We start from the raw sequence: 11,321 nt of genomic DNA on the forward strand, positions 1-11,321 counted from the left end.
AGATGGACGCACCGTCCCCGCCGAACCGGGCTGTTAGAACCTGGCCCATTGATGGCCACTGATGCTATCTTGGGTTTCTGAGACCCAAGCCTACTGTTGCATACAACCCAGCCGGTTGCAACAGCAATTTTCTACTCAAGGTGCAAAGAAACCGCGCGCTCTCGTAAAACAGTTGCAAGGCTCAACAGTGACGGAAGACACGTTGGTCGATGAGGAATGGTTCGTGATCCCTTGGGTTTTCGTGCCCACGGCTGCGCTCGGTCTTATAAACCCGAATTGCTCAAGCTCCTTCCGAAAGCGCGGACAACGAACCTGCAAACCGTGCTGACCTCGCTTCCACAGAAAGCGAGAATCCATGCATGCCGAACCTCAAGCTAGGGCCCCTTTGCCTTCGCCGCATCGACACAGCCCGCAACATGCGGCGATTTTACTTGCTTTCGATCCAACCGACCTTGTTCGGCGGAGTCTCGCTGATCCGCTACTGGGGCCGGATCGGGACCGGCCAGACGATGGTGCAGACTTTCGATGCCAGCGCGGAAGCGGGCGAAGCATTCGTACGACTGGAGCGCGCCAAGCGCAGGCGCGGATACACCTCTGTGGAGGAAAACGTCTGAGGTATCGTCAGTTTCCCGGGGACTACGGCTCACCTGGCGGATGAGGTCGGCGAGTTCGAGATGCGCTATAGGGCGAGTTTTACACGGCTGCGCCACCGCGACGGAGACAGTCGCCGAGCAATCCAGAATAGCAAGAGAGCCTAAGAACGCTCGCCAAGCGCTCCGAGATCAACCAGAAGTCCGTCCGCAAGTGGAAGCAGCGCGACATCATCGCTGACCTTCCGACTGACTCGAAGAAGGCACAGTCGATGACCCTTTCCATTGAGCGGGAGGCCAGGAGCCCAACAATCGAAAATTTCTGTGTCGAAATAAGCAAAAAGGTGCGCGGTCGCGTACCCTTATGCCTTCCCCGATCCGTAAGCACCCGGCGAAAAGCCTGTTCTTACATTAGCGCGGTGCTGCCGTGCGCAGTTGGCCCTCGTATTCTAATCCGGCGGTTGTTAGTCTTATGATCTTCAACCGCAACGAAGAGCTGCCAGGAGGGCACCTGAAACGTTCGCGGCATATGACCCTTTCTGGTTTTGGCATTGATCGCCAAGATCATAATGACGCCGTATGCCGTCGACCCAATCGACGTCCAATCGCAGGCTGAGCCGAAACGCAGGCCACGTGTAGTGTTTCTCTTAGTGTCTGTCCGGGAACATCTTGAATCATCGGAATCATTTGTGATTCAAGGGTGGCGGTCCGATTCGAAGGGGCGCCCATGTGGACGAAGGAGAACCGCGGTCGTTACGACCGAAGCCGGCTACGCTATCCAAGCGATTTGACTGATGAGGAATGGGCGTTGGTGGAGCCGCTGATTGCGCCAGCCAAGCGAGGCGGCAACAAGCGCACGGTCGATGTGCGCGAGGTGATCAATGGCCTGATGTATGTGCTGAGCACCGGTTGCCAATGGCGAGCGATCCCGAAGGACCTGCCGCCACGCAGCACGGTGCACGACTATTTTGACTTGTGGGCTTGGAACGGCACGCTCGATCGCATCCATCACGCGCTCTATGTACAATGTCGAGAATTGGCCAACCGAGAACCCAGCCCGAGCGCCGCCATCATCGACAGTCAAAGCGTCAAGAGCGCGGAAAAAGGGGGGCGTGGATCGACCCGCATGGCTACGATGCGGGCAAGAAGATCAAGGGCAAGAAGCGCCACATCCTAGTCGATACTCAAGGCTTGCTGCTCCACGCCCTCGTGCATTCGGCGGACATCCAGGATCGTGACGGTGGGGTGCTGGTGATGGCCACGCTGTTTGGCCTGCATCCATTCCTGCTGAAGCTTTATGCTGACGGCGGCTATCAGGGGCCGATCTTTCAGTCCGCCGTTCGCAAAATCCTCCGGCAAATCGACGTCGAGATCGTCAAGCGCTCCGATACAGCAAAGAGTTTTGCGATCTTGCCCAAGCGATGGATCGTCGAACGCACCATCGCCTGGCTCAACCGCTGCCGCCGTTTGGCCAAGGATTGGGAGTGCCTCAACCGAAAGGCATTGGCGTTCTTGCGCCTCGCCTCAATCCGCCTCATGCTGCGAAAGCTCTGCCAAAAAACAGCATGATCCCGGACAGACTCTTAGGCAGTTGGCGGACAGAAAAGTAGCGCCGCTTCATCAGATATCTTCACGATGTCGGAGATTACGCCACTCGCATTCCAACCCGTTCCAAATGGCACGTCCCGGAGGAATCATGAAGTGTCATTCATGCTTCATCACTGCCACAGCACTGACACTTATTCTCACACATGCGCTTGCTCGACGCTGTCCCCACCGACAATCGGCTCAGTATGGATTTGTCGTCGAACGTGACGAACAGCAAAACAGCGAAATCGTTCCAGAAGGGTGGGGTAGATGGCTGCAAATATTCCATCCTCCAGGTTGAGCACCGAGAACCACGCGACACTGAACCACCGCAGCCTGTCTCGTTCAGCAACTATTCTCCACAGCCCGCACTGATCCTCGCAAAGGAACATCGCGACCACAATCTAATCAAATTCGATCGTATTGACCCGTTCAAGCAGCCGCAGGCTGAAGCTCAAACCAACCACGAGCAATCACCGGCTCGCCAAGGAATTCCGGCGTTCTTCCTTATGGCAAACCTTGGTGGTGACTTCGATTTAAATCTGGCGCTGTGGCGAGACTCCGCACAACGCAGCCACGGCGCAACACTTGTTCGGACCTATTTATCCCATGGACAACCAAGCATCGAACAAGCGAAGCGGGACGCTGCCAGTGCGGGTGTCGAACCGAATATCGTCGTCCTATCCACGACCAACACGCATGACAAGAATTCCTACGAGTTTAAGAACTCGGTTAACAAGCTCAAAAATGCCTTCCAAGTCGATCCGACGCTCAAAGGCTCGAAAGTCCTTTTTGAGTGGTCGATGTGCTTGCTCGTCGAGCGACCGCCGGAAGGACGCGGATTCTTGCCAGTAACCATGCTGATGGTGCTGGAGGCTTGGCAAGCAAAAACGATTTGCTACACCGCGGTTCAAGAATATTTCACTGCCGCGCCGAGCCCGGACGGCAGTCGCGCCGCCCCGATTTGGTTTGATGCATCGGCTGTTGCCCCGCAGATGCTAATGCCACCAATGAAGTTCATCCAAACATTTCTCGCCGACAAGATACGGACAAACCAAGATGGCGCGTTCGCTGAGCGTGGAACCAATGTCTACTCGGCGGGAGAGGAAATCTTCATCTTTGCCAGCTTCGACCATGTTGGTCGTATTTTGCCCGGGACGCCCTTCGCCACCTATGAGATCGGTTTAGATATCGAACTCCGCAATCACGACGGTACGGTCATCACCAAAATCGCGAACGTACATACTTATCAAGGTAACTCGACGCAACGCTTTCCATTGGACGCGGATTATTTCCGCAATCATGCAACGGCTGGCCTCTCTTTGAGAGACGCTGGCAACTATAAGGTAGTGTTTATCTTCACTGATCGTTCCCGTCCGAGAAATGAGACAGGACCGATCGAGGCCGTATTCGACATTACCGTGAAGCAATAATTCTGGGACAGTCCCGTTTAACGATTTTCTACCAATTGCTGACAGCCTACTGAGCTGCTGCCGGTTTGATGGACACCCGGTTAAGCTAATCCCACCTTGCGCTCGCACTCAACCGGGCTGAGATAGCCGATGGTCGAATGCCTGCGGGTCGTGTTGTACAACCGCGCATCAGAACACCCATCTGTCTATGTTGTTGAAGAGAAGAGACTTTGCTGATTGGGATGCGATCCCGTGGGGTATCTTGGGTTCTGTCGCGCTCGTTCGGCGATAGATTGAGCAGCAGTTGTTATCAGCGAGGCGCGGGTGAAGATCCACGGGCCGTCCGATAGCGGATGGAAGGCTTCGATTTCGCCGGCTTCAGCGGCCAGCCGGAGGGTCTTGGGCGAGATCTTCAGGAGCTTTGCGGCGTTGCTAAGGTTGAGCCAGGGTTCGATCCGGTCATCGGCGGGCTTGAACACCGGGAGGTGGTAGCTCGAGCGCATTGATGTGACGCGCTCGCGGGTCCAGCGATTGCCGTTGCCCGTCTTGAGGCCGTTTCGGTTGAGGAGGCCGGCAATCAGATCGTCGTTGGCGATCAGCACCAGTTGACGCACGGCTTGGATAATATCGGCGGAAGTGCTGTTGCGCTGTCCGCGCCGGCGCTTGGGCAAGCGCAACTCGCTGTGAGCGCCACCCACCCAGTGGACGATGAGAACGATCTCGGACGCCGCGTCATCTATATTGGCCACGACCTCATGGACGAGGGTGCGTACAATGCGCTTCTTGAGGCGAGCATCCGTCGTCGGCGCATCCCAGACCGTTTTGAGGTTTGAGGCCAGTACGCCGAGCGAAGCTGGATCAGCAATAGGTGCGGGCGTCGCCGCATCATGCATAGCGATCTTGTCCTCGACCTCCGCCGCGTGAGCGAGCGCCCTGTTCCAGCGCGCTTCAAGCTCACTCGCCACCAGCCGGTTCGCGGGGTCAGCGGCATCGTATTGCCGGAAAGCCCGGTCGGCGGCATAGCGCGCCGCTTCCAGATCGCGACTGAGCGCATCGCGCACCTGATCGCGCCGTTCCCCGGCTTCCTTGGCGGCAGCGGTTGCAGCGGCGATAGCGCCTGGGCCGACGACGCCAAGCAGTGCTTCCTCGATTGCATCATCGACGCGCAATCCTCCGAAGGCGATGCAGTGAGCGCCGCCATTGTCCATCCAAGCGCGGCTGCAACTGTAGCGCGGGATATGGTGCTTCATGCCGGAGTACCGGAGTGTGAGCTTGCGGCCGCAGCGCTGGCACCGGATCAGACCGGCCAGCAGCGCGTCTCCATGCTTGGGCGCGCCGTGATGCCGACCAGTGGGAACGTTGCTGCTGACCATCGCGCGGATCGCCTCGAACCTCTCCCAGCTCACATACCCGTCGTGGGTATCAGGCTTCAACGTCAACCATTCGTTCCGCGTCTTGCCGCGGATCTTCACGCTCATGCCCTCGGCGGTGTATCCCGCCGCCACAGCCGTCTTACCATAGGCATAGGCGCCGCCGTAGACCGGGTTCTCAATGATCCGGTGGATGGCGGAGTCCCGACGGTCCTTCAAGCACCTCCAGCCGGCTCACCGACCTTACCGATGAGCCGTCCAAATGGACGTCCTTTTTGCTGTCCAATCCCATCCCAAACCTCCGTCCAAAGCCGGAGGCTTCTTCGCACGTTCATTCGAATTCTGAAGCAAGGGTATCGGCTTCGCGCTTACGACCGAAGCGGCCATTGCGCACGTGATCGTCTCCAAGTTTGGCGACCACACGCCGTTTTACCGTCAGGCCGAGATCTATGCGCGCCAGGGCATCCGGCTTGATCGGGCGACACTGGGCAACTGTCTGGCCGCGCCTGCTTCCATCTTCAGCCCATCGCGGACCACATGCGCCGCCACCTGGCCATAGCGGGTCAGCTGTTCATGGATGAGACCAAGGCGCCGGTACTCGATCCGGGGCGCAGCCAAACGAAAAAAGGCTACTTCTGGGCGATCGCCTCAGATGACCGCGGCCACAGCGGCCCAAGTCCTCCGATCGTACTGTTCCGATATGCTCCCGGTCGCAGCGGCGCCTTCGCCGAGCAGTTCCTCGGCGGTTTTGGCGGACGCTACCTGCAATGCGACGCCTATGACGGGTATAACCGGTTGAACGAAGTCGTTCGACCGCAAGGGCCATGGACGCTCGTGCATTGCTGGAGCCACTTGCGCCGGCGCCTCGTCAAATTGGCCCGCAACATAGCGGCTGAGATCACGATTGGCGCAATGGGCCGGCGCCGTCCAGTGCACGCATTCATGCGCGAGCGTGGCCGGATAGCTCCTGGCTTGCGGAAGCTCTCGAACGGCGGCATTTGGATGAGGTCGAGGGATGGAGCGAAGAATGCCTTGTCGCCGCCGTGCCGGATGGTCGCGCCGATGTTGGCGAAGAACGCGTCCACATGTGCGATGCGATGCGCTGCGCCGGCGGCGTGCTCGGAGCCCGACGCCCGTAGTAGTGGTCGGGCAGGCCGTCGATCTGATCGACACAGAACACCGTGTAGGCCCGCAGGAAGGGCACAGTCCGTTCGATGTCGTCGCCGGCGTCGTCCGTCTCGGTCTTGGTGATCTTGTTTGCGTAGACCACCATCGTTCCGCTCTCGCCCTTGCGGATGTGGCCGCCGAGCTCAAGAGATTGCTTGAACGTCATACACGTCGGCGACGTGAAGCCACGCGCGACGGCTTCCGACCAGAGCAGCACGACGTTGATGCCTTGGTAGGGCATTCCGTTGTGGCGCAACGGCGGCGTGATTCGCCCAGCGGCATTGGCCGTGTTCCACGGTTTGACCCAAGGGAAAGCCGACATCTGGGCCGCGGCGACCTTCTTGGTGACGGTTTCACCCGCGTGTTCGACCTGCCGCTCGAAGGGCTTCCAGGCCTCGCCGATGACCTGCTCGTAGGCGGCGACGGCGCCCTCGGCCGCCATGCGGAGCGCGTGTGCCTGCAGCCCCAGGTCAGCGGCGAACTCGCGCTTGCGCTGCGCCTGGGTGTCGAAGCCGACGGGGCCGTCGAGGTCCTCGTCGCGTGCGTCGTTGGCAAGCTGGCGGTGGCTTCGCGCGCCTCGGTCGCGGCGCGGGAGTAGAACTGGCCGGCGCCGTGGCCTCATCCGACGTAGGCGCCGACGATGCGCTGAAGGTGGATTTCCATTGCGCGGTCGCTGAGCCCGTCTTTGAGGGCTTCGGCGGTCCAGGCAAGATCGCATGCGCCCACATCGCGACCGAAACTGGGCCGCCCCATTGCTGTTGGAAGGCGTCCGTGGTTCGAGAAGTTCCCTTGCAAACTCTGCTTCGTCTCCAGTTCAATGTCCTCACATTAGCTACAACCAGCCGGTCGTGCCTGCACAATCAATACTCCAACGCACCTGCGCTCTTAGAGTCTGTCCGGGATCATGCTGTTTTTTGGCAGAGCTTTCGCAGCATGAGGCGGATTGAGGCGAGGCGCAAGAACGCCAATGCCTTTCGGTTGAGGCACTCCCAATCCTTGGCCAAACGGCGGCAGCGGTTGAGCCAGGCGATGGTGCGTTCGACGATCCATCGCTTGGGCAAGATCGCAAAACTCTTTGCTGTATCGTAAGCGCTTAGCCGCAACCCTATTGAGGCTGGCTTGACGTTTTGCGGAATCGCCACGGCATGAGGTCTTCGATGCGGCTATGGGGATGGCCGTCGATGATTGCCTCGAGTGTTTCGGCGATGTAGGCGGCCGGGTTAACGTCGTTGAGCTTGCAGGTGGCGACGATCGAGGCGAGCAAGGCCCAGTTTTCCGCGCCCACTTCATGACCGGCGAAGAGCGCATTTTTTCTGGTCAGGCAGACTGGCCGGATGGCGTTCTCGACCGGGTTCGTGTCAAGCTCGAGGCGCCCGTCTTCGAGGAAGCGGGTCAGCCCTTGCCAGTGATTGAGCGCGTAGCGGATGTCGTCGGCGAGCGTCGAGCCGCTGGAGATCATCGACAACTGTTTCTCGAACCACGGCTTTAACGCGGCGACGAGAGCCAACGAATGCTCCTTGCGTGCGGCCAGCCGAATGTCCGACGATGAGCCGCGCACCATGGCTTCGATAGCGTAAAGCTGTGCGATGTGCCGAATGGCGGCCTCAGCGATCGGCGATTTGCTGTTGCGGGCCAATTTGACAAAACGCCGGCGCAAATGGCTCCAGCAATGCACGAGCGTCCACGACCCCTGTGGTCGGGCGACTTCGGTTAGCCGGTCATAACCGCCATAGGCATCGCATTGCAGGAAGCGTCCGCCAAAGCCGTCCAGGAACTGCTCAGCGAAGGCACCGCTGCGACTGGGGGCATATCGGAACAGCACGATCGGCGGACTTGGGCCGCTGTGGCCGCGGTCATCGGACACGATCGCCCAGAAGTAGCCTTTCTTCGTTTGGCCGCGCCCGGGATCGAGTACCGGCGCCGTGGTTTCGTCCATGAACAGACGATCCGCCATGGCCAGGTGGCGGCGCATGTGGTCCGCCATGGGTTGAAGATGGAAGCAGGCGCGACCGGACCAGTTGCCCAGTGTCGCCCGATCAAGCCGGATGCCCTGACGCGCATAGATCTCGGACTGGCGGTAAAACGGCGTATGGTCACCAAACTTGGAGACGATCACGTGCGCAATCGCCGCTTCGGTCGGCAGTCCACCAGGCACCACGTGCTCCGGTGCGTGCGCCTGCACGACAGGGCCCGAGCAGCGGCGACAGATGTATTTCGGGCGGCGTGTGATCAGCACGCGCCATTGCGCCGGGATCACGTCGAGGCGTTTGCTGACGTCCTCGCCGATCTTCGTCATGGCGCCGCAACCGCACGGACAGAGCGTGCTCGCAGGCTCGATGATCCGTTCCACCCGCGGCAAATGGGCAGGCAAGCAGCCGCGATTGCGATGAGAACCTTGATCCGGCGCGGTCCGCGATCGGCCCTGGATCACAGCCTCGGCTCTCTCCTGCGCCGCGTCCAGGATGCCTTGCGCGATCTCCACGTCTTCCAGCGGCAAGTGATACTGATCTGGCCGCAGCTTCTCGGACGTCGCGCCGAACTTCTCGCGTCGCAATTCCCCGAGAATGACCTCCAGCCGACGTCGCGCTTCCTCCGATGCCGCCAGTGCCCCCTGATGCTCGCTCAAGGCTGCCTGCGTTTGCGCCAAAAGCGCTTTCAGGCGTTCATTTTCGTTGCGCAGCGCCGCAATGCTCATGCGCTATTTCGAGCACATCGTCACTGCGCGTGCCACGTTCAAAATAGCTTCCGAGTCAATCTGCCGCAGTTATCCAGCTGCCTGGGGACGCCGCGCTTCTTCCGGGCGGACCAACCTCCAATCCAGCCCCTCGAACAGGGCTGCGAACATCGCCGGCGATATGCGCATCACGCCGTCTGCGATCGTTGGCCAAACGAACTTGCAACCTTCGAGACGCTTGTGCACCAGCACCAGGCCCGTTCGATCCCAGACCAAAATCTTGATCCGGTCCGCTCGTTTCGATCGGAACACGAAGGCTGCGCCGCTGAACGGGTCGAGGCGAAGCATCTCCTGCACCTTCGTCGCAAGCCCATCATGGCCACAGCGGAAGTCGATCGGCCGCGTCGCGATGTAAATCTTCAGATCGGCACCGGCCGCGATCATCGTGACGCTCGCACTGCGCGGATCACCCGGGACAGCTGCTCGCCATCTATGGCTGTGTCCGTCCGCAGCACGACATCGCCGATCGCGATCTCAAGCTTGATGGCCGGAACGTGACCCGCCTCCAACGCGCTTTCCACGACCAGCGGCGCGAATGTCGACTGCGACGCCTCGCACGGCGCCCACATGCCTCGCTGTCGGAAGCGTCGTCGCCAATCGTAAATCTGCCAGCGCGTCGCTCCGTGCTTGCGCGCTACCTCGGACACCTGGGCACCGGGTAGCAGACTCTCGGCGACGATCCGAGCTCTCTCAGCCTCCGAACGCACGCGGCGTCCCGACGGTCCTTCAAGGACCTCCAGCCAGCTCACCGGCCCTACCGATGAGCCGTCCAAATGGACGTCCTTTTTGCTGTCCAATCCCATCCCAAACCTCCGTCCAGAGCCGGAGGCTTCTTCGCACGTTCATTCGAATTCTGAAGCAAGGGTATCGGCTTCGCGCTTACGGCTGTATCGGAGCGCTTGACGATCTCGACGTCGATTTGCCGGAGGATTTTGCGAACGGCGGACTGAAAGATCGGCCCCTGATAGCCGCCGTCAGCATAAAGCTTCAGCAGGAATGGATGCAGGCCAAACAGCGTGGCCATCACCAGCACCCCACCGTCACGATCCTGGATGTCCGCCGAATGCACGAGGGCGTGGAGCAGCAAGCCTTGAGTATCGACTAGGATGTGGCGCTTCTTGCCCTTGATCTTCTTGCCCGCATCGTAGCCATGCGGGTCGATCCACGCCCCCCTTTTTCCGCGCTCTTGACGCTTTGACTGTCGATGATGGCGGCGCTCGGGCTGGGTTCTCGGTTGGCCAATTCTCGACATTGTACATAGAGCGCGTGATGGATGCGATCGAGCGTGCCGTTCCAAGCCCACAAGTCAAAATAGTCGTGCACCGTGCTGCGTGGCGGCAGGTCCTTCGGGATCGCTCGCCATTGGCAACCGGTGCTCAGCACATACATCAGGCCATTGATCACCTCGCGCACATCGACCGTGCGCTTGTTGCCGCCTCGCTTGGCTGGCGCAATCAGCGGCTCCACCAACGCCCATTCCTCATCAGTCAAATCGCTTGGATAGCGTAGCCGGCTTCGGTCGTAACGACCGCGGTTCTCCTTCGTCCACATGGGCGCCCCTTCGAATCGGACCGCCACCCTTGAATCACAAATGATTCCGATGATTCAAGATGTTCCCGGACAGACACTAAGGATAGTCGTAAGGATAGCGATACGGATAGGCATGCGCCTATCCTCAAGGATTCTGCTGACACGCTGCAGCGTGTCGAGATCATCACCGGGACCGGCCGGCGACGGCGCTGGTCGGCCGATGCGAAGACAGCGATTGTCGCGGAGAGTTTTGCGCCAGGTGCAAGCGTGTCCGCGGTGGCGCGGCGACACGACATCAGCCCAAGCCTGTTGTTTCTGTGGCGTCGTCAGACAACGCGGGCGAAGGTCGCGGAGCGTGGGTATGGAGAGGCGCCACCTGGCTTTGTGCCGGTTGCGATCACCAGCTGCGGGGGTAAATTGCGGTCGAGCGAAGATCAGGTGGCAATCGAGATCGAGGTCGGCGCGGTCCGCATCCGTGTCAGGGGGACGGTCGACCGGCGGGCGCTGTGCGAGGTGCTGGCGGCAGTCGGGACGGTTGGCCAATGATCGGGCTGCGACCCGGGTTGTCGATCTGGATCGCGACGCAGCCGGTCGATTTTCGTCGCGGCATGGACTCGCTGGCGATGCTGGTGAGCGAGGCGTTTGGAGCCGATCCGTTCGACGGCGGACTTTATATCTTCCGCTCCAAGCGCAGAGATCGCGTGAAGATCCTGACCTGGGACGGAAGCGGGCTTGTCCTTTACTACAAGAGAATCGAGGGGCAGTTCACCTGGCCGCCGATCAAGGAAGGCGTCATGCCGCTATCTCATGCTCAGCTCTCCGTGCTGCTCGACGGCTCGGACTGGAAGTGTGTGCCGATGCGGGTTGTGGATCAGCCAGCACGAGCTGGTTGATCCGTATCAATAGTAGTTCGTCACTCATGCGGAGTTGT

Annotated in this window: 8 protein-coding genes and 8 pseudogenes; 8 read left to right on the forward strand and 8 right to left on the reverse strand. The window is 60.0% G+C overall.

All coding sequences use genetic code 11. The features are described from left to right. The first annotated feature begins 359 nt into the window (after nt 1-359). The 4 genes and pseudogenes from IVB23_RS13470 to IVB23_RS13485 all read left to right on the forward strand — a co-directional run bounded on the left by IVB23_RS13470 (nt 360) and on the right by IVB23_RS13485 (nt 3,610). The gene (locus tag IVB23_RS13470; RefSeq protein ID WP_247803878.1) at nt 360-614 is read left to right on the forward strand and encodes a WGR domain-containing protein; all 255 of its coding nucleotides are present in this window, start codon (nt 360-362) and stop codon (nt 612-614) included. A gap of 67 nt (nt 615-681) precedes the next feature. Continuing rightward, nucleotides 682-889: pseudogene (locus IVB23_RS13475) on the forward strand (IS481 family transposase); the annotation flags it as partial. Nucleotides 890-1,317: 428 nt separating this feature from the next. Further along, nucleotides 1,318-2,159, forward strand: a pseudogene (locus tag IVB23_RS13480) (IS5 family transposase). A gap of 182 nt (nt 2,160-2,341) precedes the next feature. After that, nucleotides 2,342-3,610 (forward strand): hypothetical protein, encoded by a 1,269-nt coding sequence (locus tag IVB23_RS13485; RefSeq protein ID WP_247803879.1) that lies wholly within the window; start codon nt 2,342-2,344, stop codon nt 3,608-3,610. Nucleotides 3,611-3,795: 185 nt separating this feature from the next. Here the strand turns inward: IVB23_RS13485 and IVB23_RS13490 are convergent, their stop codons facing one another. Continuing rightward, entirely contained in the window at nt 3,796-5,178 is a 1,383-nt protein-coding gene (locus tag IVB23_RS13490) for a recombinase family protein (protein ID WP_247803880.1), read from the reverse strand. A gap of 175 nt (nt 5,179-5,353) precedes the next feature. Between IVB23_RS13490 and IVB23_RS13495 the strand changes: the two are divergent. After that, nucleotides 5,354-5,799, forward strand: a pseudogene (locus IVB23_RS13495) (IS66 family transposase); the annotation flags it as partial. A gap of 45 nt (nt 5,800-5,844) precedes the next feature. Here the strand turns inward: IVB23_RS13495 and IVB23_RS13500 are convergent. From IVB23_RS13500 to IVB23_RS13530, 7 genes and pseudogenes are all read right to left on the reverse strand, one after another. After that, nucleotides 5,845-6,436: pseudogene (locus tag IVB23_RS13500) on the reverse strand (ArdC-like ssDNA-binding domain-containing protein); the annotation flags it as partial. Then, nucleotides 6,437-6,828, reverse strand: a pseudogene (locus tag IVB23_RS13505) (hypothetical protein); the annotation flags it as partial. Between the two features lie 200 nt (nt 6,829-7,028). Beyond that, nucleotides 7,029-7,211, reverse strand: a pseudogene (locus tag IVB23_RS13510) (transposase); the annotation flags it as partial. Nucleotides 7,212-7,231: 20 nt separating this feature from the next. Continuing rightward, entirely contained in the window at nt 7,232-8,821 is a 1,590-nt protein-coding gene (locus tag IVB23_RS13515) for an IS66 family transposase (protein ID WP_247803848.1), read from the reverse strand. A 69-nt stretch (nt 8,822-8,890) separates the two neighbouring features. Continuing rightward, nucleotides 8,891-9,244 carry an IS66 family insertion sequence element accessory protein TnpB gene (gene tnpB / locus IVB23_RS13520; protein WP_247803849.1) on the reverse strand — a complete coding sequence of 118 codons (354 nt, stop codon included), beginning with the start codon at nt 9,242-9,244 and terminating at the stop codon, nt 8,891-8,893. Next, nucleotides 9,241-9,663: a transposase gene (locus IVB23_RS13525; protein ID WP_247803850.1), complete on the reverse strand. Its 423-nt coding sequence runs from the start codon at nt 9,661-9,663 to the stop codon at nt 9,241-9,243. The genes tnpB (IVB23_RS13520) and IVB23_RS13525 overlap by 4 nt, the downstream gene beginning before the upstream one ends. 86 nt (nt 9,664-9,749) lie before the next feature. After that, nucleotides 9,750-10,411, reverse strand: a pseudogene (locus tag IVB23_RS13530) (IS5 family transposase); the annotation flags it as partial. Between the two features lie 144 nt (nt 10,412-10,555). On the opposite strand from IVB23_RS13530, the pseudogene IVB23_RS13535 reads away from it, so the two are divergent. From IVB23_RS13535 to tnpB (IVB23_RS13540), 3 genes and pseudogenes are all read left to right on the forward strand, one after another. Next, nucleotides 10,556-10,717 (forward strand): annotated as a pseudogene (locus IVB23_RS13535) (transposase); the annotation flags it as partial. Between the two features lie 90 nt (nt 10,718-10,807). Continuing rightward, a complete protein-coding gene (locus IVB23_RS39345; protein ID WP_256469078.1) occupies nt 10,808-10,936 on the forward strand; it encodes a hypothetical protein in 129 nt (42 codons plus the stop codon). Further along, the gene (gene tnpB / locus IVB23_RS13540; RefSeq protein ID WP_247803881.1) at nt 10,933-11,283 is read left to right on the forward strand and encodes an IS66 family insertion sequence element accessory protein TnpB; all 351 of its coding nucleotides are present in this window, start codon (nt 10,933-10,935) and stop codon (nt 11,281-11,283) included. The genes IVB23_RS39345 and tnpB (IVB23_RS13540) overlap by 4 nt, the downstream gene beginning before the upstream one ends. Nucleotides 11,284-11,321: the final 38 nt, after the last annotated feature.

The sequence above is a fragment of the Bradyrhizobium sp. 191 genome, from assembly GCF_023100985.1.
Lineage (GTDB): Bacteria > Pseudomonadota > Alphaproteobacteria > Rhizobiales > Xanthobacteraceae > Bradyrhizobium > Bradyrhizobium diversitatis.

What these genes read in the sequence shown, in the direction of transcription:
- IVB23_RS13470 (WP_247803878.1), top strand. Translation starts at nt 360, where the DNA reads ATGCCGAACCTCAAGCTAGGGCCCCTTTGCCTTCGCCGCATCGACACA.
- IVB23_RS13485 (WP_247803879.1), top strand. Translation starts at nt 2,342, where the DNA reads ATGCGCTTGCTCGACGCTGTCCCCACCGACAATCGGCTCAGTATGGAT.
- IVB23_RS13515 (WP_247803848.1), bottom strand. Translation starts at nt 8,821, where the DNA reads ATGAGCATTGCGGCGCTGCGCAACGAAAATGAACGCCTGAAAGCGCTT.
- tnpB (WP_247803849.1), bottom strand. Translation starts at nt 9,244, where the DNA reads ATGATCGCGGCCGGTGCCGATCTGAAGATTTACATCGCGACGCGGCCG.
- IVB23_RS13525 (WP_247803850.1), bottom strand. Translation starts at nt 9,663, where the DNA reads ATGGGATTGGACAGCAAAAAGGACGTCCATTTGGACGGCTCATCGGTA.
- tnpB (WP_247803881.1), top strand. Translation starts at nt 10,933, where the DNA reads ATGATCGGGCTGCGACCCGGGTTGTCGATCTGGATCGCGACGCAGCCG.